The following is a 19,183-nucleotide window of genomic DNA, read 5'->3' on the forward strand; positions in this document are numbered from 1 at the left end:
CGACGCCGACCGGTCGGAGGAGCGGTCAGGCCGCGTCCGACTGCTCAGCCAGCGGGGGATTGGCCTGTTCGGGCGAGGCGTCGTCGTGGATGCGGGTGGCGAGGTCGAGGGCGGCGCGGATCGGGTCGTCGGCCCAGCGGCTGGCGAACGCGTCGTACAGTCGCCAGCCGGCCCGGGTCAGGGTGCGTTGCCGTTCCACGTGCGCGGCCACGCCGTCCGGATGCACCGCGCAGCACAATCCGACCGGGCCGTCGTCGCCGACGCACAGGTCGACCCGCCAGCGGCCGACGGGGTAGTCGGGCCGCACGGCCAGCCCGATCCGGGTCAGCTCGACGGCGAGAGCCCGGGTCCAGGTGTCCGGCTCAGCGGCTCGCGCGCCGGTGGTGTCCGGAGGTGCGGAGTCGGTGGCCTCCAGCGGTTGTCCGGCGTACCGGAGGTAGTCGCCGACGATGCCCTCCGGCGACCGGAGCGACGTGACCACCGTGAGCTGTCTCCTGGCCCGGGTGACCAGGACGTTGAACAGGTTCGGTTCGGCGACGAACCGGTGCCGGGCCGGCGGGTCGTCGTCGACCAGCCCGAGCGTGGCGATCACCACGTCCGCCTCGCTGCCCTGGAACGCGTGCACCGTCCCGGTGCGCAGGCCCAACCGTTCGATCTCGTCGACGTCGTACGCCGCCAGCAGCGCCGTCTCCACCGCGTCGGCCTGGGCGCGGAACGGGCTGATCACCGCGATGCCGCCCTGCGGGGGTCGGGCCGCGAGGGTGGCGACCAGGTCGAGCACGGTCGCCACCTCGGCCTGGTTGACGCCGTCGACCACGGCGGCGTCGGCGACGGTCAGCACGTCGATGGCGTCGGCCCGTTCGTTGCCGGGATGCCGGGTGACCAGTTCCAACCGGTCGTCGTAGAACCGGCGGGCGGAGAAGCCGATCAGGTGCGGCGCGCAGCGGTGGTGCTCACCGAGCCAGGTCACGGGTGCGGCGCCGGCCGCCACGTCGAAGGCGCTCGCCCGGCGTACGTCGAGCCGGTCGGTGTAGTGGTCCAGGCCGTGCCGGTGCAACGTCGCGGTCACGTCGGCGTCCGCGACGAACGACACGAACCGCAGCTGCCGTGGATCGCCGGCCACCAGTGCCCGGCGGGCCCGGGCCAGCACCGGAGCGGCCCGCAGCTGGTCGATGTGTGCCGCCTCGTCGAGCACCACCAGATCGAACATGCCGGCCGCCGGTGGCAGCAGGTCCTCGACGTCGGCCACCGTGCCCACCCACAGGGGCAGCGCCCGGACCAGCGCCTCGGCGTCCAGCGTGGCGAGCAGTTCCCGGCGCCGGTTGCGTCCGGCCCGCAGGGCGGTGCCCAGGCCGCTGGCGGCGCGCCGGGCGTCCCCGGTCCACCGCCGCGCGCTGGCGGTCTGGTTCCGCAGCGCCGTGCCGACCGCCTGGGCGAGCGCGACGTCCGCCTCGACCAACGCCCGCCAGGCGGTGGTCAGGTCCGTGCCGCCGTTGGCGGACAGTCGGGCGGCGGCACGTACCGCGTGTGCGGCGTCCACCGCCGCCCGTAGCTGGGACACGGGTACGGCCGGGCCGGCGCCGGTGAGCCGGTGCAGTCGATGGGCGGCGCGGGACCTGCGCCACCGGGACCACCAGCGCTCGCCGGGCCGGCTCGCGGCCTGCAGGGCGGCGCGGATCGCGTCGAGGTCGGTGTCGGGCTGGAACACCGCCGGGGCGTCGTGGCTCAGGGCGGGCAGCAGCGGTTGCCAGTCGGGCAGGGTGGCGGCGAGGCGTTCCTGTTCCAGTGCGGCGGCGATGCCGGCCCGGACCCCGTCGACCCGGTCGCGGGCGGCCGACACGGCATCGGTGTCGTGGCGTAGTTGTGCGTCGTCCACGCCGACGGCGACGCCTCCGGCGAGTTCGGTGGCGATGCTTCCGCGTCGTTCCGCGTCACCGAAGAGCACCGGCGGTGGGCCGGGATACCGGCGCAGCAGTTCCCCCAGTACCTCGGCGGCGTGGGTCGACTGGGTGGCCACCAGTACCGATCCGCCGTGCGCCACGGTGTCCAGTGCGGCGGCGACCAGGGCGTGGCTCTTGCCGTTGCCCGGCGCACCGGAGACCACCACCACCGGTGCCGTCCTGGTGCGCCGGATCACGTCCCGCTGCGCGGCGTTCAGCGGCAGCGGCGACAGCACCTTATCCCCGTCACCGTGGTCGTCGGCGGTCGGCTCCGCGTCGCCGTCGGTGCCGAGGTAGAGCCGGCTCAGGGCGGTGTCCGCCAGCCCGGGCCGGCCGGCCCAGCTCAACAGGGTGTCCCGGAGGCGACCGGCGAACACGTCGCGGGTCACGAAGAGCGCCGCCGCGGCGACCCCGGTGGCGTCGCCGTCGACGCCACGTGGCGCTCGCGCCCGCACGGTGGTCACCTTCACGCCGGCGGCCTCGGCCGCCGCGGTGATCCAGGCGGTGGTGCCGGGGGCCGTCAGCCAGCCCGGTCCGGCCAGTCCCGGTGCGGCCTCCAGCCGGGCAGCGAGTTCCCGGTCCTCGATCAGCGGGGTCAGTTCGAGGTCACCGGCCGGCACGACCCGGTAGTCGCGCCGGCCGCGGTGCAGGCGTACCGGCTGGGCCAGCAGGGGGAGTCGGATTCGTCGCCGGGTGCCGTCCAGGTCGGCGGTGCCGACCAGGAAGGCCAGCCCGAGACGGAGGATCCGTTCGTCGCGGTGCAGGGCGTCCAGCGCGGCGAGCCGGTCCAGTCGTGCGCCGCGTGGGCCCCGGTGCGGTTCCGGCAGCCAGACCAGCGGTCGGCCGGTTCCGGCCACGTCGAGGATCCGCTCGGCACCGGCCGGGGCCAGGTCGGCGAGCGCGGTGAGGATGGTCGCCGCGTGCATCGCCCGCAGATTCTGCCGTACGCGATCACGGCCGTGCTCCCGTCGGCGGACGTGGCGGTGTCCCACCGCCCGTGGCACCATGCCGCCCCGCGGCGTCGCGCCGCTGGGCGGACGTGCCGCTGGGCGGGCCGTGCGCCGGCAGGAGGTATTGGTACGCCCCCTTTGCTCTGCTTCAACTGACGCAACGGATTGGCGCCACGACCGATGCGTGGGTTGAAGCAGAGCAAAGGGGGCGGAGGGAACAGTGGTGGGAGCCGTCGGGTGTCGACGGCTCCCACCGGGGTCGTGCGGGTGGGCTAGCTGGCGTACGTCTCGAACTCGGCGACCCGTGGGGTGCCGGTCGAGCTGGTGATGTCGAAGGTGATCTTGCGCAGGGACGTCGACCCGAAGCTGATGACGCCCGCGCCGGTGCCGGTGGCGAGGACGGCGCCGGTGTCGTGGTTGAGGACCCGCCAGTTGCGGATGGTGCCGACGGAGCCGGACGCCTCCCGGATGTTGATCTTTGACACCGTGGTGGCCGAACCCCACTTGATCGAGATCTGGCCGGTCGTGCCGCTCGGTGACCAGGCGGTGTTCATGTCGCCGTCGCGCACGTCGCCGTAGCTGGTGCCGCTGGCCTTGCTGGAGCCGTCGGAGCCGGCGCCGATGCTGAGGTTGGTACCGCTGGGCTGGCTCGGCGTCGGCGTCGGGTTGCTGGTCGGCGGTGCGGTGGTGGTGGTCGGTCCGGGCGTCGGGCTGGTCGGCCCGGCGGTCGGGCTCTGCGGCGTGCAGTTGCCGTTGGAGGTACGGATGCCCTTGTTCGCGCCGGCGGTCTGGCTGACGATGCTCGGCACGCAGCTGGCCGCGTCGAGGCGGTACGAGTACGGGATGCTGACGCTGGTGTTGGAGGTCGGGTTCGGGCCGGCCGGGTTGGTGTCGCCACTACGCGAGGACCAGGTCACGTTGTCGAAGATGTTGCCGCTTACCTGCCAGTAGCCCGCGGCGTCGGTGTAGAAGGTGCCCAGCACGTCCTTGGAGTTCTGGAAGTAGTTGTTGTCCACCTTGGCGCGTGCCCCGGCCCGGGAGTTGATGCCGGACTCGTTGAGGCGTACGTAGTGGTTGTTGTAGATGTGGGCGATGCCGCCGCGCAGCAGCGGGGTACGGGAGTCGATGTTCTCGTACAGGTTGTGGTGGAAGGTGACGTAACCGTTGGACGTGTCGCTCTCGCTGGACCCGATCAGGCCACCCCGGCCGGAGTTGCGCAGGATGCTGTAGGACAGCGTCACGTACTGGGTGTTGTTCTTCATGTCGAACAGGCCGTCGAAGCCCTCCGACTCGCCGCCGGAGGCCTCCAGGGTGACGTGGTCGACCCAGACGTTGCGGACGTCGGCCTCCATCCCGATGGCGTCGCCGCCATTGGAGGTCGGCGAGCCGGACTTCTTGACGTTCCGGACGGTCACGTTCTGGATGATGATGTTGCTGGCCTCGCGGATGTGGATGCCGATCTGGTCGAAGACGGCCCCGTTGCCGACACCGAGGATCGTGACGTTGCTGATCTGCTTGAGTTCGATCACGTCGGCGGCGGTGTTGCAGCTCGAACCGGACACCTTCGTGGTGTTGCCGTGGTTGATGGTCCCCTCGACCTGAATGGTGATCGGGGTGCTGCTGCTGGCCCGGTTGCACAGGGCCGCGTGGATCTGGGTGCCGCTGGTGGCGCGTACGGTCTGCCCGCCCGCGCCGCCGGTGGTGCCACCGTTGCCGGTCGCGAAGCCGGTGGCGCTGCCGACCGCGGCCGACGCCTGCGGCGTCGTCAGCGTCACGCAGACCGCGGCTCCCACGGCGGTGGTGGCCAGCCCCGCGAGGAGCCGGAGTGCGACTTGTCGTCTCATCCTCGTCTCACCTTCCTGGTTGGTGGTGGTGGTGTGGGATCTACAGCGGTAGGCGGTCGGCGCCGGCGAGTGGACGGACCAGCAGCGGCACCAGCGGTGCCGGCAGCACCGGGCCGTGCCGCAGCGTCGGTGTCCAGCCGGCGTCGGCGCTCAGGTCGGGGTCGTGTCCGGCGTTGTACGCGGCCACCAGGTCCACCGGGCGGGACGGCGCACCGGCCGAGCTGACCCAGTTGCCCCGGGCGGTGATCGCCGTGCCGCCCCAGTCGTGGAGCAGGTCGGCGGCGCTGACGTCGGCACCGAGGGCGAAGTGGTTGTTCTCGACGTGCACGGCGGACTGGACGCCGACGCCGATGGCGTACTGGAAGCCGTCGCCGCCGAGCCGGTAGGTGTTGTTGTAGACGTCCACCTGACCGAAGCGGACGCGGGGCAGCCGTTGCAGCCCGCCGTCGAAGAAGTTGTGGTGCAGGGTCACGTTGAGCCGGCCGACGTCCGGGCCGACCGTGTTGGACGAGCCGATCAGCATCAGCTTGTCGCGACCGGAGAACCGGTTCCAGGAGACGGTCGCCAGGCTTGCGGTGTGCGTGATGTCCAGCGCGCCGTCGTGCACCTGGTAGGGGCGTCCGAAGTGGACGGGCTGGGCGCTGTCCGGGTTGTCGCCGTCGGTGAAGGTGTTGTGGTCGATCCAGACGTTCTCGCTGCGGCGCACCGAGACCAGGTCGTACTGCGAGTTCCAGTTACCGGCCTCGCCGTCGGTGGGTGACCAGGCGGGGAAGCAGTCCCGGGCGTCGTCGAAGGTGATGTTGCGGACGATCACGTTCGTCGCCCGGTCGATCATCAGGGTCAGGCCGGTCAGCCGCGCGCCCCGCAACCCGATGATGGTGGTGTTCGGGCCGACGTTGATCTGGGTCTGGCGGGTCTGGTTGGTCACCGACCGTACCCGCGCCTCCTCCAGCGGCCCGCTCGGTGCCACCCGGCCCCACACCGCCGGGTCGTACGCGGCCAGGTACTCCTCCAGCGAGTACCCGGGATCGGCCAGGTCGGCGCAGTCGAGCAGTCGACCGTCGGCGGATTCGAAACCGTCGACCTCGCCCCTGACGTACACGATCTTGGCGGTGGCGTTCGTCGCGTTCGTGGCGTTGTCGCCACCGAGCGCCGCGACCAGCTCGGCGCGGCTGCTCACCACGTGGATCTGCTCGGCCGCGGCGGCGGAGCCCCCGGTGGTGCCCGGCCCGGCGGCGGCCCAGCCGTCGCCGGCCGGGAGAGCCTGCCGGCCGAGCTGTCGGGCCAACGGGGACAGTGGAGCCCGAGCGTCCCCCTCGCGGTGGCTGCCGGCGGGCGCATCGGTGTCGTGCGACGGTCGCGCCACGGCAGCGGTGGGGAGGGCGGTCAGGGCGATAATCGTCGATGCCGCGGCGGCGGCAAGTCTGCGCATCGGCTCGTTTCCGTTTCCTTCGTCGTTGTTTCTTATTAGTGACGAAGGTTACGGTCGCGTTTTTACGAGGGTCAATATTAATGATGTGCAGATTTGTTGCAGGTAATACTGTCGGGTGGCATCGGCCCGACGTGACGTGGTCGGGAAACTGCTGTTCATCGCGTTGTCTCGGATCCTGTGTGGACCGAGGATTTGCAGTTTGTTGCGGCGGTGCCTCCTATTCCTGCCCGACGGGTCGGGTTCGCCACGGCGTTATCGCCCATGGCACGCCGAGTTCCGACGGCAGCCGGCCCTCGTCGGCCACCCGACGTAGCACCTCGTTTACGCCACGCACCCGCAACACCCGCTCTGCGCCGGCACCGACGGCCTCCACCAGGTCGCCGTCGAGCAGCGCCGGCTCGGGCGCCGCCCGCAGGGCGGTCAGGACGGCGGTGAACGGGGCGGTCCGGGCCAGCGGCGCGATCAGCGGTACGTGTGGATCGGCCCGGTGGTCCAGCAGGTTCTCCAGCAGCCCGCGCCGGCCCGGCACCGTACCGGCGGTGGCCTCGCCGGGCAGCAGCAGCCGGTCGGTCGGGTACTCCAGCACCGCCCGCCCAACGGCTCCGGTGACGATCACCTCACCGGCGACGAACTCCTCGCCGGCCAGGGTCACCGCGGCCACGATCGGCGGACCGTGCCGGGTCCGGATCCGCAGCGCGGCGGTGTCGTCCACCTCGATCGGCCGTACCCGGTACCGCTCCACCTCGATGCTCACCGGCTCCACCGGTCCGCCACCGAGCGCCTCGGCGACCGCCAGGCACTGCATCACCGCGTGGGCGAGGGGATTGGCCAGCGCGCCGTCGAGCACCGGTCGCCCGTCCAGCAGCCGGCGCCCGGCCCAGGGCGCGCGGGCGTAGTAGGCGTCCGGGCGTTGCCAGGCCGCCACCGTGGCGATGCCGTTCACCGCGCCCACCCGGCCGGCCGACACCGCGTCCGTCAACGCGCTCAGGGCGGCCGAACCGAGCGCCTGGAAACCGACCTGTACCGCCCGGCCGGTGGTGGCCAGCGCCCCGGACAGTTCCTCGTGCTCGGTGGTGGACAGCAGCGGCGGTTTCTCCAGCAGCACGTCCGCCCCGGCGGTCACCGCGTCCCGGGCGATCCGCAGGTGGGTGTGCGGCGGGGTGCAGATGACCACCACGTCCGGCGTGACGTCGGCGAGCATCGCCCGGTGGTCGGTGAAGACCGGCACGCCGGTCGGCACCGGCGCCGCCGGTTCGCACTCGATCGGCCGGGTGTCGACCAGGGCGACCAGCCGGACCCGCCCGGCCTCGTGCAGCGGCCCGATCACCCGACGGTGCCAGCGTCCGTGCCCGTTCGCCCCCACCAGCGCCACCCGGGGACTCATCACACCGCACCGGCCAGGGTGGCGCGTACCCCGTGCTGGTGCAGGTCGGTGAGCCAGCCGACCACGTCGGCGCGGACCTGCGCGTCGGCGGCCACCTCGGGCGGTACGACCTCGTCGAGGCCGAGCATGGCGTCCACCGCACCCGCCGGGGTCCGCGGCGCGGCGGCCAGGACCGCGCGGATCCGCTCCGCCAGCGGGTCGTCAAGGGGGAGCGACCGGCCGTCGTCGGCGCTGCCCTGGGCGAACCGGATCCAGGCGGCGACGACCAGCGCCGCCCACCGGGCCGGTCGTCCGGCCGCCCGCAGGTCGGCGACGGTGTGCAGGATGCGCTGCGGCAGTTTCTGCGACCCGTCCATCGCCACCTGGAGGGTGCGGTGCCGGATCGCCGGGTTGCCGAAGCGCTCCAGCACCTGCTCGCCGTAGTCGACCACGGCCACCCCGTCGGGCGGGACGAAACTGGCGGCCACGTCCTCGGCGATCAGCCGGCGCAGCACGGTGACCAGGTGCGGCAGCGCGAGGGCGTCGGCGATCGTCTCGCAACCGGCCAGCGCGCCGAGGTACGCGGTCGCCGAGTGCACGCCGTTGAGGGCGCGCAGCTTCAGCCGCTCCCACGGGCCCGCGTCCGCGCAGAGCACCGCCCCGGCGCGGTCCCACGCCGGCCGACCGCCGGGGAAGTCGTCCTCGATGACCCACTGGGTGTACGGCTCGGCCGCCACCGCCGCGAGATCCTCGACGCCGAGCGCCCGACGGGCCGCGGCGAGGGTCTCCGGGGTGCTGGCCGGGACGATGCGGTCCACCATGGTGCCCGGGAAACCGACCTGCCCCTCGACCCAGTCCAGCACCTGTTGCGACGTGCCGGCGTACGCCAGGGACTGGGTCACCAGGCTCCGCAGCCGGCGGCCGTTGGCGGGCAGGTTGTCGCAGCTGACCAGGGCGATCGGCCCGGCGTCGGCGGCGGCGCGGGCCAGCAGGCCACGCACCAGCAGCCCCGGCACGGTGACCGGCGGTCGGTCGGTGGTCAGATCGGCGACCAGGTCGGTGTCGGGACGCAGCGTGCCGGCGGCCGGATCGAGCTGGTACGCCTTCTCGGTCACGGTCAGCGTGACCACCCGGATCGCCGGGTCGGCCAGCAGGGCCACCACCGCCAGCGGGTCGGCGGCGGCCAGCCGCACCCCGGCCAGTGAGCCGACCACGCGGGTGCGCTGGTCGGCCGCAGAGAGCGTGCTGACGCTGAACAGGTTGTCCTGGGCGGCCAGGGTCGCCACGATCGCCGCGTTGCGTGGGGCCACGCCGACGATGCCCCAGTCGCCGCCGGCCAGGCCGATCGCCTGCTCGGTGTAGACCGCCTGGTGGGCGCGGTGGAAGGCGCCGAGCCCGAGGTGCACCACGCCGGCCGGCACGGTGCCCGGGCGGACCAGCGGGCGGGCCTCGGCGGGCAACCGGCGCACCGCGCCCAACCCGAGCCGGGACGCGCCCACGGTCACCGCCATGCCGGGCCGTCCGGGAAGCGGAAGGCGGCGATCGACTCGGGGCGCATGGTGGCGCTGTAACCGGGCGCGGTCGGCAGCAGGTAACGCCCGTCGCGGGTGCGTACCGGGTCGACGAAGTGCTCGTGCAGGTGGTCGACGTACTCCACCATCCGTCCCTCCAGACTGGTGCCCACCCGCAGGTAGTCGAAGATCGCCAGGTGCTGCACGTACTCGCAGAGGCCGACACCGCCGGCGTGCGGGCAGATCGGTACCCCGAACTTCGCCGCCATCAGCATCTCGGCGAGCACCTCGTTGACTCCGCCGACCCGGCAGGCGTCGATCTGCATCACGCCGATCGCCTCGGCCTGCAACAGCTGCTTGAAAATGACCTTGTTGGCGGCCACCTCGCCGGTGGCGACCCGGCACCGTCCGCCGGTCAGCTCGTCCATCGCGCGGGCGATCCGGGCGTGACCGAGGATGTCGTCGGCGTGCGTCGGCTCCTCGATCCAGTACGGGTCGACCTCGGCCAGCGCCGTCATGTTGGTGATCGCCTCGTCGACGTCCCAGACCTGGTTGGCGTCCATCATCAGCAGCGCGTCCGGGCCGATCTCCGACCGGATGATCCGGGCCCGCCGCAGGTCGTCGGCGGGCGGGCCGCCGACCTTCATCTTCATCGCCCGCCACCCCTGCGCGTACGCGGCCCGGGTCAGCGCCCGGACCTTGTCGTCGGGATAGCCGAGCCAGCCCACCGAGGTGGTGTACGAGGGGAAACCGTCCCGTTCCAGCAGCGCCAGCCGGTCGGCCAGCCCGTCGCGTCCCTTGTCCAGGATCGCGGCGGCCTCGTCGGCGGTGAGCGCGTCGGTGATGTGCGTGAAGTCGACGTTGGCCACCAGCTCGTCGGTGGGCAGCTCGGCCAGGTAGCGCCACATGGGCTTGCCGGCCAGCTTGGCCCGCAGGTCCCACACCGCGTTGACCAGCGCGCCGGTGGCCATGTGGATGACCCCCTTCTCCGGGCCGAGCCAGCGCAGCTGCACGTCGGCCACGAGCGAGCGCCAGAAGGCCACCGGCTCGGCGGTGATCTCCGCCATGCCGCGTCCCCGCACGTGGTGGGCCAGGGCCTCGACGGCGGCGCAGGTGATCTCGTTGCCGCGGCCGTTGGTGAAGGTGAACCCGGCGCCGGTCGGGCCGCCGTCGGTGCTCAACTCCACATAGGTGGCCGAGTAGTCGCCGCGGTTGATCGCGTCGGAGCCGTCGCCGCTGGCGGCGGTGGGGAACCGCACGTCGTGCACGGTGACGTCGGTGATGCTGGTCATGAACCTTCTCCGAACTTGAAGACCCGCTTGGGCAGCCGGTACGCCAGGTCGACGATGGTCTCGGCGGCCTCGTCCATGGGCAGCCGGTGCTCGGCGACCAGCCGGGCCAGGAAGCCGGCGTCGACGCGGCGCGCCACGTCGTGGCGGACCGGGATGGAACAGAACGCCCGGGTGTCGTCGACGAACCCGGCCGTGTTGTAGAAGCCGGCGGTCTCGGTCACCGACTCCCGGAAGCGCCGCAGCACCTCGGGGGAGTCCAGGAACCACCAGGGAGCGCCGAGCAGCAGGGCGGCGTACCCACCGGCCAGCGGTGCCAGCTCCCGGGTGAAGGTGTCCTCGTCGAGGGTGTAGAGCACCACCCGCAGCCGGGGATCGTTGCCGTACGCGTCCAGCAGCGGAGCGAGCGCGTGCACGTACTCGGTGACCTGCGGGATGTCGCCACCCACGTCGCGGCCGTGCCGGGCGTGCAGCCACCGGTTGTGGTTGCGCACCGCGCCCGGGTGTAGCTGCATGACCAGGCCGTCGTCGAGCGACATCCGGGCGAACTCCAGCAGCATGTGCGCCCGGAACGCCTCCGCGTCGCCCGGCTCCGCCGCGCCCCGCCGCGCCCGGTCGAACAGCGTCGCCGCGTCGGCACCGAGGTCGAGGGTGCGGGCGGTCGGGTGGCCGTGGTCGGAGGAGGTGGCACCGGCGGCGATGAAGGCGGCCCGCCGCGCCCGCAGCGCGGCCAGATAGCCGGCGTACGTTCCGGTGTCCTCTCCGGCGATCTCGCCGAGCCGGTCGACGTTGTCCGACCAGCCCTCGAAGTCCAGGTCCACCACGTTGTCCGGGCGGAAGGTGGTGACCACCCGTCCACCCGGGCCGCCCCAGCCGTCGGCGGCGAGCTTGGCGTGCCGACCCAGGTCGTCCAGGGGCGACTCGGTGGTGGCGAGCACCTCGATGTTGAACCGCTCGAACAGCGCCCGAGGCCGGAAGCCGGGCTCGGCGAGCCGGGCCGCGAGGGCGTCGTACACCTCATCGGCGGTGCCCGGGGTGAGCCGGGTGTCGACCCCGAACACCTCGGTGAAGGTCTGCTCCAACCACAGTCGCGACGGGGTGCCCCGGAACAGGTGCCAGTGGTCGGCGAAGCGCCGCCAGATGCGTCGCCCGTCGGTCTCCACCGGGCTGCCGTCGCGACTGGGCACGCCCAGCTCGCCGGGGGAGACGCCCTGGCTGAGCAGCATCCGGGTGACGTAGTGGTCGGGCACGATGAGCAGTTGCGACGGGTCGGGGAACGGCTGGTCCTCGGCCAGCAACGCCGGATCGACGTGCCCGTGCGGGGAGATGATGGGCAACCGCGCCACCAGCGCGTACAGCTCCCGGGCCAGCGCGCGTTGGCCCGGCTCGGCGGGGAGGAGCAGGTCGGGTCTGGTCGAGGTGGGCACGGGGAGCGGCTCCTGTGGTCGGTGTCAATCGAGGGTGAGCAGGTCGGCGACCCGGACGGGGGCGCCGGTGTCGAAGGACCGGTTGGCGGCCAGGCCGGTGAGCAGGGCCAGCGCCCCGTCCCGGGCGGTCGCCGCGCGGTGCAGCGGATCGGGTACGCCGCCGAAGAGCACCTGGGTCATCCGGCCGTCCGCCCCGCCGTGCCCGTGCCGGGTGTAGCCGTCGACCTCGATGCGTTGCGGTGGTGCCCAGAAGGGGCGCAGGGTAAGCGTGGCGGCGCCACCCTCCTCGGCGGCCTGGTCGCCGTGCAGCGCGGCGCCCTTGAGCGCACCGGCAGCGGCCGGGCTGACGAACTCGCTCTCGGTGACCTCCAGTTCGAGGCGGCCCCGGCTGCCGTTGACCATCACCCGGTATCCCTCCCAGGGCGCGTACGCGGTGAGGTGGTAGGTCATGGTCGCCCCGGTGGAGTAGGTGGCCAGCACCGCCATGTCGTCCTCGATGCTGACCCCGGGAGCGAAGACGTTGCGGTCGCGGTGGTAGCCGTCCTCGGCCTCGGCGTCGAGGTACAGCTCGCGCAGTCGGGGGTGCTCGGCCAGCCGCAACGCGAACGGGTCGTCGTCGGCGGCCGGCGACGCGTGCGCCCGGTCGTAGTCCCGAGCGTAGCCGTGCCGGCGGCCGTCGTCGCCGTAGAAGAACAGCCGGCCGGCCGCGTACACCCGCACGGGTGTGGCGTCCAGCCACCAGTTGACCAGGTCGAAGTGGTGGCTGGCCTTGTGCACCATCAGCCCGCCGGAGCTGGCCTTGTCGCGGTGCCAGCGGCGGAAGTAGTCGGCGCCGTGGCGTACGTCGAGCAGCCACTCGAAGTGCACCGAACCGATCTCGCCGACCGCGCCGTCGGCCAGCAGCCGGCGCAGCTGCTCGTGCAGCGGGTTGTAGCGGTAGTTGAAGGCGACCGTCACCCGCCGGCCGGTGCGGCGTACCGCGTCGAGGATGCGCTGGCAGCGCGGCGCGTCGGTGGTCATCGGTTTCTCGCAGACCACGTCGCAACCGGCCTCCAGCGCGGCCACCACGTACCCGTCGTGGGTGACGTCCACGGAGGTCACCAGCACCACGTCGACGCGCTCCTTGGCCAGCATCGCGGTGAAGTCACCCGCGTGGTACGTCGGCACGGGCCGGTGCCCCAGCTCACCCAGCCACCGGTTGTGGGCGTCCATCCTGGCCTGGTTGACGTCGGCGAAGGCGACCAGCTCGGCGGTGTCGGCGTGCTCGCGCGCCAGCGCCCGGACGAACATCTCGGCACGGGCGCCGGTGCCGACCACGGCGTACCGGGTCCGGCTGCCGGGTTGCGGTGACACGGAGCGATCCTCCTCGATCTTTCTGCAAACCTTTGCATCGAAGTAACCACGGTCGATCGGCTCGCGTCAACGAAGGCGGAAAAATCGGCGGCCTTTGCCCCGATTGAAGGGCTTACCTGTGCATGGCAAGCGGTCTGCCGAAACACAGCTGTAACCATCCACCGTTGACAGTGGCACAACCGTTTGCATTAATTGGCGGCACCGTGACCGCCGACACATCGACGAAGGGGGCCTGGATGCCAGTCACCATCAGGGACGTCGCCCGGGCCTCCGGAGTGCACATCTCCACCGTCTCCCGCACCTTCTCGGCGCCCCACCTGGTCAACCCGGAGACCCGGGTACGAGTGCTCGCGTGCGCCGAGGACCTGGGTTACCGGCCCAACCGCGCCGCCCGCGCACTCATCACCGGCCGTACCCACAACATCGGGCTGATCATCGCCGACATCGCCAACCCCTTCTTCCCGCCACTGATCAAGGCGGCGGAGAGCCAGGCCCGCCACCGCGACTACCACGTCTTCGTCGCCGACACCAACGAGGACGCCGCCGCCGAGGAGGAACTGGTCCACGCGCTGGCCAAGCAGGTCGACGGGGTGCTGCTGTGCAGCCCCCGGATGAGCAACAGCCTGATCGAGCAGCTCAGCCGGGAGGTGCCGCTGGTGGTGGTGAACCGGCAACTGGCCGGGCTGCCGTGTGTGCTGATGGACGTCGGGCAGGGCGCGCGGTCGGCGATCGAGCACCTCGCCGGGCTGGGCCACCGGCAGCTGGCGCTGCTGGGCGGGCCGCGTGGCTCGTGGACCAGCCGGGAACTCCGGCGCGCCGCCAGCGCCGCCGCCCGGGCCGCGGGCGCCGACCTGACGGTCCTCGGTCCCAACCCGCCCACCGAGACGGGCGGTCTCGCCCAGGCGGAGCAGGTCCACCGGGCCGGCGTCACCGCCGTGCTCGCCTACAACGACCTGATGGCGATCGGCCTCATGGAAGGGCTCGACGCACTCGGGGTCCGGGTGCCGCAGGAGGTCAGTGTCGTCGGCGTCGACGACATCTCCCTGAGCCGACTCACCCGCCCCAAGCTGACGACGGTGGCCACGCCAACCGCGGCCGCCGGCCGGACGGCCGTCGACATGTTGCTGCAACAGGACACCGATCTCCCGCGTACCGCGCGGGGCGGCGGTGCCACCGTGGCAGTCGGCGTCCGTCGCACCACCGCACAGGTAATGCTCCAGACCGAGTTGGTCATCCGCGACTCCACCGGGCCGGGCCCCTACGCCGGCCGGGAACGTCCCGGAACCGCTGCCGCTGGCCCGGGCCCGCATCGCCGTGCGGACCCGGGCAACCCGGTCGTGGCCGCCGGTGACGTGGTCGCCTCCTAACGCCAAGGAGTGAGCGCACATGCACCCCGCAACACACCCCACCGCCAGCGCGCCCGACGGGCGCACCTACCGTACCCCCCTGCTCCGCCGCCGGTTGCTGCGCGGCCTGCTCGCCGCGGTCGTGGCCGTGCCGCTGGTCGGCGCGGCGGCGGCCTGCGGCGACGACGCCGCGTCCGACGGCAAGACCAAGATTTCGATCTTCTGGTGGGGTGGTGACGCCCGGGCCCAGCTCACCGAGCAGGCGCTGGACCTCTACACCCAGAAGAATCCGGACGTCGTCTTCGAGAAGGTCTGGCAGGCCAACCAGGGCTACTTCGACAAGCTGGCCACCCTCACCGCCGGCGGCAACCCGCCGGACATCTTCCAGATCGACGACAACTTCCTCGCCGAGTACGCGGCCCGCAACGCCACCCTGGACCTCAAGCCGTACCAGGACTCCGGTGACCTCGACACCACCAAGTTCCCGCCCAGCCTGCTCCAGTACGGGGTGGTCGACGGCAAGCTCGCCGGCGTGGCCGCCGGGGAGAACACCCAGGGCCTGGTCTACAACAAGACGCTGCTGACCAAGAACGGCCTGCCCGAGCCGACCACCGGGATGAGCTGGGAGGAGCACATCGCCTGGGCCGAGCAGGTCAGCGAGAAGACCGGCGTACCCGGCACCCAGGACCCCAGCGCCGACTACAAGGCGCTCTGGGTGTGGCTGCGCCAACAGGGCAAGGACCTCTACGCCGGTACCGAACTCGGGTTCACCGCCGAGGACGTGACCAGGTGGTTCGAGCTGTGGAAGGGGGCCCGGGACCGGGGTGCCACGCCGACCCCGGACGTGATCCACGAGGGCAACGCCACCGACATCACCAAGCAGCTCGTGGTGACCGGCAAGTCGGCGACCTCCTGGGTCTGGGTCAACCAGATGCCGGAGTTGAAGAAGAACACCTCCGACGAACTCGGTGTCATCGCCTACCCGGGTGACCCGAGCGGCCAGTGGGCCCGCGCCTCGATGTACTGGTCGGTCTTCCGGGGCAGCAAGAACGCGGACATCGCGGTCGATGTGATCAACTTCCTGGCGAACGACCCCGACGCGGTCAAGCTGCTCGGCACCGACCGGGGCCTGCCGTCCAACCTGGACCTGCGCCGGGTCATCAGCGACGACACCACCGACGAGGCGATGAAGCAGTCCATCGCGGTGGAGACCGAGCTGGCCAAGACGTTCGGCGAGGCGCCGCAGGTGCCGATCAAGGGCCACAGCAAGGTCCGCGCCGAGCTGACCAAGGCCGCCGAGAACGCGCAGTACGGCCGGGCGACCCCCGCCGAGGCCGCCGCCCAGTTCGTCGAGGCATGCAAGGCGGCAATTGCCTCCTGACCCGCCGCACCACCCGGAGAGGAGCAGTTCGTGGCCCTGACCACGGCGCCCGACCCGACCCGACGCGGCACCGGATCCGTCCGGCCCGACGCCAACCGGCGCGGGACCGGACGGATCCGGCACGGTGAAGGTCTGGCCGGTTACGTTTTCCTGTCGCCCTGGCTCATCGGTCTGATGGGCATCACGGCGCTACCCATGCTGTTGTCGCTGTACCTGAGCTTCACCAACTACGACATCCTCACCCCGTTGTCCGAGGTGGAGTGGGTCGGGCTGGCCAACTACGAGCGGATGTTCACAAGCGATCCGTCGTGGTGGCACTCGGTACGGGTCACGCTCAGCTTCGCCCTGATCGCCGTACCGCTGAAACTGGCCGCGGCGCTCGGGGTGGCCCTGCTGCTCAACCGGGCCTGGCGCGGAGTCGGGTTGTTCCGCGGCCTGTTCTACCTGCCGTCGCTGCTCGGCGGCAGCGTCGCCCTGGCCATCGTCTGGGTCAACATGTTCAACCGGGAGGGCGCGTTCAACTCGTTCCTCGCCCTGTTCGGCATCCAGGGCAAACCCTGGGTCAACGATCCGGACTGGGCCCTGGAGACGCTCATGGTGCTGGCCATCTGGCAGTTCGGCGCACCGATGGTGATCTTCCTGGCCGGCCTCAAGCAGGTGCCGACCGAGTTGTACGAGGCCGCCTCGGTCGACGGAGCCGGCCGGTTCCGGCAGTTCGTGAACGTGACCCTGCCGATGCTCTCCCCGGTGATCTTCTTCAACCTGGTGCTGGAGACCATCAACGGTTTCCAGGGTTTCACCGCCGCGTTCGTGCTCAGCAACGGCACCGGCGGGCCGGTCGACTCGACCCTGATGTACACGCTCAACCTCTACATCACCGGCTTCACCGACCTGGAGATGGGCTACGCCTCCGCGATGGCCTGGGTGTTCCTGATCGCCATCGCGATCATCACGGTGATCTTCTTCAGCACCGGCCGGTTCTGGGTGCACTACTCCGACGGGGAGGACCGCTGATGGTGGCCGGTACCGTCGCCCCGCCGGGGGCGACCCGCCCGCAACGCCCCCGCAGCCGCTCCTGGCTCCGGCTGGTCGTGCTGCTGGCCATCGTCGCGGTGGTGCTCTACCCGCTGTTCTGGATGATCGGCACCTCGGTGAAGTCGCAGGAGGAGATCGTCAACAACATCGGTCTGCTGCCCCGCGACTTCACCCCGGGCAACTACACCGACGGGTGGACCAACTTCGACGTCAGCTTCGCCCGGTTCTTCCTCAACAGCGCCCTGGTCAGCCTGCTCACCGTGGTCGGCAACGCGGTGAGCTGCCTGCTGGCCGCGTACGCCTTCGCCCGGCTGAGGTTCCGGCTGCGCGGGGTGTGGTTCGCCGTCATGATCGGCACCCTGCTGCTGCCGGGGCACGTGCTGATCGTCCCGCAGTACATCCTCTTCCGCACCCTCGGCCTGGTCGGTGGGGAATGGCCCTACCTGCCGCTGCTGATCCCGCAGTTCCTGGCCACGGAGGCGTTCTTCGTCTTCCTGATGGTGCAGTTCATGCGCGGCATCCCCCGCGAACTGGACGAGGCGGCCCGCATCGACGGCGCGAACGCGTTCGGCATCTTCCGGCACGTGATCCTGCCGCTGAGCCGGCCCGCGCTGGTCACCACCGCGATCTTCTCGTTCATCTGGACCTGGAACGACTTCTTCCGGCAGCTGGTCTTCCTGTCCGACCTGAGCGACTACACCGTCCCGGTGGCCCTGACCCTGTTCATCGACTCGACCAGCCAGAGCGCGGTCGGTCCGATGTTCGCCATGGCGGTGCTGTCCCTACTGCCGGTCTTCGGATTCTTCGTCGCCTTCCAGCGGATGCTCGTCGAGGGGATCAACACCAGTGGACTCAAGGGCTGACGCTCGCACCGGGCGGCACGAGCCCGGACGGGACTGGCGGGACACCGTCAGCGACGCCGCCGACCTCGCGCTGCTGGGCATCCTGACCGTGCTGGCCGCGGCACCGGTGCTGACCGCCGGTGCCGCGATCGGCACCGCCAGCGCGACCGTGCACGAGTGGCTCACCACCGGCAGCTGGCCGCCCGCACGACGTACGCTGTCGCGCTTCGGACGGGCGCTGCTGCCGGGCGTACCGGCGGTCCTGGTCGGGCTGGCCACCGCCGGGCTGCTCGTCGCGGACCTGGTCGCGGTGGCCACCGGCCGCGTCCCGGGCGGTACGGTGGCGCTGGTCGTCACAATCGCCGTCGCGGCGTCCCTGCTCGGCTACGCCGCCGCGATCGTGGTCGAGGTGGGGCGTGCCGGCGGCACCGGGTGGCGGTCGGCGGTCACCCGGGCCGCCCGCGCCTGCCTCGACCACCCCGCGAACTGGGCCGCGCTCGCCGGCACCGCGCTGGTCGTGGTCCTGCTCGGCGTGCTGGTCACGCCGGTGGCGGTGCCGATCCTCGCCGGGTACGCGCTGGCCGCCGTGCACGCGGTCGCCCGCCGTCGACACGTCACCCGGGTGGAGCTGTCGTGACCGACCCACGACTTTCCGTCGACGGTACGCCGGTCGCCCGGTACGTGCTCACCCCCGACCTGGACGCCCGGCACGGGCCCCGGCCGTACCTGCATCCGGTGCGCACCCTGGCCGGCACCCGGGTCACCGACGCGCTGCCCGCCGATCACGTGTGGCACCTGGGGGCGTCGCTGGCCGTGCAGGACGTGGCCGGCACCAACCTGTGGGGCGGGCGGACGTACGTGCGCGGCACCGGTTACACCTGGCGCGCCGACCACGGCCGGATCGTGCACACCGGCTGGACGCACCGGGCTGCGGACCGGCTCGACCACCAGCTGCAGTGGTGCGACCCGACAGGTGGGGTGCTGCTCACCGAGCGGCGGGTGCTCACCGCCTCGGCGGTACCCGGCCACGACGGCGCGTGGCGGCTCGACCTGACCAGCACGCTCACCGCGCCGGCCGACCGTGACGTGACGCTGGGCAGTCCGGCCACCAACGGCCGCCCCGGCGGGGCGGGCTACGGCGGGTTCTTCTGGCGTGCGGTGGCCGCCGAACCGCCCGAGGTCCTCACCGCCCGGCTGACCGGCGAGGAGCAGGTCAACGGGTGCGCCGAAGCGTGGGTGGCGATGACCGGGCGGGCGCCGGAGGGTGGGACCTACACCCTGGTCTTCAGCGGTCTCGGGCCGGGCGACAGGTGGTTCGTCCGGACCACGATGTACCCCGGGGTCTGTGTGGCCTTCGCTTTCGAGGAGACCGCCACCATCCGCACGAACACCAGCCGGCACGGTCACTACCGCGTCGTCGTCGCCGACGGCCGGCTCGACCGCCACACCGCCGCCGCCCTCACCCGCTGA

Annotated in this window: 14 protein-coding genes; 6 read left to right on the top strand and 8 right to left on the bottom strand. The window is 71.9% G+C overall.

Features of this window, described 5'->3' with window-relative positions; translation table 11 throughout:
* Nucleotides 1–25: 25 nt before the first annotated feature.
* From O7597_RS23990 to O7597_RS24025, 8 genes are all read right to left on the bottom strand, one after another.
* Nucleotides 26–2,866 (bottom strand): AAA domain-containing protein, encoded by a 2,841-nt coding sequence (locus O7597_RS23990; RefSeq protein WP_281580797.1) that lies wholly within the window; start codon nucleotides 2,864–2,866, stop codon nucleotides 26–28.
* A 296-nt stretch (nucleotides 2,867–3,162) separates the two neighbouring features.
* The gene (locus tag O7597_RS23995) at nucleotides 3,163–4,734 is read right to left on the bottom strand and encodes a pectate lyase (protein ID WP_281580798.1); all 1,572 of its coding nucleotides are present in this window, start codon (nucleotides 4,732–4,734) and stop codon (nucleotides 3,163–3,165) included.
* Nucleotides 4,735–4,774: 40 nt separating this feature from the next.
* Nucleotides 4,775–6,166, bottom strand: a complete 1,392-nt coding sequence (locus tag O7597_RS24000) for a polysaccharide lyase family 1 protein (protein WP_281580799.1) — start codon at nucleotides 6,164–6,166, stop codon at nucleotides 4,775–4,777.
* Between the two features lie 217 nt (nucleotides 6,167–6,383).
* A complete protein-coding gene (locus O7597_RS24005; protein WP_281580800.1) occupies nucleotides 6,384–7,550 on the bottom strand; it encodes a Gfo/Idh/MocA family oxidoreductase in 1,167 nt (388 codons plus the stop codon).
* On the bottom strand, nucleotides 7,550–9,040 hold the full coding sequence (locus tag O7597_RS24010; protein WP_281580801.1) for a mannitol dehydrogenase family protein: 1,491 nt from the start codon (nucleotides 9,038–9,040) through the stop codon (nucleotides 7,550–7,552). Before O7597_RS24010 ends, O7597_RS24005 begins: the two co-directional genes overlap by 1 nt.
* Nucleotides 9,031–10,332, bottom strand: coding sequence for an enolase C-terminal domain-like protein (locus tag O7597_RS24015; protein WP_269740987.1), 1,302 nt, complete (start codon nucleotides 10,330–10,332; stop codon nucleotides 9,031–9,033). The genes O7597_RS24010 and O7597_RS24015 overlap by 10 nt, the downstream gene beginning before the upstream one ends.
* Nucleotides 10,329–11,756 carry a glucuronate isomerase gene (gene uxaC / locus O7597_RS24020; protein WP_281580802.1) on the bottom strand — a complete coding sequence of 476 codons (1,428 nt, stop codon included), beginning with the start codon at nucleotides 11,754–11,756 and terminating at the stop codon, nucleotides 10,329–10,331. Before uxaC ends, O7597_RS24015 begins: the two co-directional genes overlap by 4 nt.
* A gap of 24 nt (nucleotides 11,757–11,780) precedes the next feature.
* A complete protein-coding gene (locus tag O7597_RS24025) occupies nucleotides 11,781–13,109 on the bottom strand; it encodes a Gfo/Idh/MocA family oxidoreductase (RefSeq protein WP_281580803.1) in 1,329 nt (442 codons plus the stop codon).
* A 236-nt stretch (nucleotides 13,110–13,345) separates the two neighbouring features.
* Here O7597_RS24025 and O7597_RS24030 point away from each other — a divergent pair, with 236 nt between their 5' ends.
* Genes O7597_RS24030 through O7597_RS24055 form a run of 6 tightly spaced genes read left to right on the top strand, consistent with a single transcriptional unit; the run spans nucleotide 13,346 to nucleotide 19,183 of the window.
* Nucleotides 13,346–14,476 (top strand): LacI family DNA-binding transcriptional regulator, encoded by a 1,131-nt coding sequence (locus tag O7597_RS24030; RefSeq protein WP_281580804.1) that lies wholly within the window; start codon nucleotides 13,346–13,348, stop codon nucleotides 14,474–14,476.
* 19 nt (nucleotides 14,477–14,495) lie between these two features.
* Nucleotides 14,496–15,836: an extracellular solute-binding protein gene (locus tag O7597_RS24035; RefSeq protein WP_281580805.1), complete on the top strand. Its 1,341-nt coding sequence runs from the start codon at nucleotides 14,496–14,498 to the stop codon at nucleotides 15,834–15,836.
* A 30-nt stretch (nucleotides 15,837–15,866) separates the two neighbouring features.
* A complete protein-coding gene (locus O7597_RS24040) occupies nucleotides 15,867–16,850 on the top strand; it encodes a sugar ABC transporter permease (protein WP_269740992.1) in 984 nt (327 codons plus the stop codon).
* Nucleotides 16,850–17,734, top strand: coding sequence for a carbohydrate ABC transporter permease (locus O7597_RS24045; protein WP_281580806.1), 885 nt, complete (start codon nucleotides 16,850–16,852; stop codon nucleotides 17,732–17,734). The genes O7597_RS24040 and O7597_RS24045 overlap by 1 nt, the downstream gene beginning before the upstream one ends.
* Complete coding sequence (locus O7597_RS24050; protein ID WP_281580807.1) at nucleotides 17,718–18,350, top strand: hypothetical protein; 633 nt, start codon at nucleotides 17,718–17,720, stop codon at nucleotides 18,348–18,350. The genes O7597_RS24045 and O7597_RS24050 overlap by 17 nt, the downstream gene beginning before the upstream one ends.
* Nucleotides 18,347–19,183, top strand: a complete 837-nt coding sequence (locus tag O7597_RS24055) for a PmoA family protein (protein ID WP_281580808.1) — start codon at nucleotides 18,347–18,349, stop codon at nucleotides 19,181–19,183. Before O7597_RS24050 ends, O7597_RS24055 begins: the two co-directional genes overlap by 4 nt.

Source organism: Verrucosispora sp. WMMC514 (genome assembly GCF_027497295.1).
GTDB lineage: Bacteria > Actinomycetota > Actinomycetes > Mycobacteriales > Micromonosporaceae > Micromonospora > Micromonospora palythoicola.

Coding starts and splice junctions, on each gene's coding strand:
- O7597_RS23990 (WP_281580797.1), bottom strand. CDS start 2,866: ATGCACGCGGCGACCATCCTCACCGCGCTCGCCGACCTGGCCCCGGCC.
- O7597_RS23995 (WP_281580798.1), bottom strand. CDS start 4,734: ATGAGACGACAAGTCGCACTCCGGCTCCTCGCGGGGCTGGCCACCACC.
- O7597_RS24000 (WP_281580799.1), bottom strand. CDS start 6,166: ATGCGCAGACTTGCCGCCGCCGCGGCATCGACGATTATCGCCCTGACC.
- O7597_RS24005 (WP_281580800.1), bottom strand. CDS start 7,550: ATGAGTCCCCGGGTGGCGCTGGTGGGGGCGAACGGGCACGGACGCTGG.
- O7597_RS24010 (WP_281580801.1), bottom strand. CDS start 9,040: ATGGCGGTGACCGTGGGCGCGTCCCGGCTCGGGTTGGGCGCGGTGCGC.
- O7597_RS24015 (WP_269740987.1), bottom strand. CDS start 10,332: ATGACCAGCATCACCGACGTCACCGTGCACGACGTGCGGTTCCCCACC.
- O7597_RS24030 (WP_281580804.1), top strand. CDS start 13,346: ATGCCAGTCACCATCAGGGACGTCGCCCGGGCCTCCGGAGTGCACATC.
- O7597_RS24035 (WP_281580805.1), top strand. CDS start 14,496: ATGCACCCCGCAACACACCCCACCGCCAGCGCGCCCGACGGGCGCACC.
- O7597_RS24045 (WP_281580806.1), top strand. CDS start 16,850: ATGGTGGCCGGTACCGTCGCCCCGCCGGGGGCGACCCGCCCGCAACGC.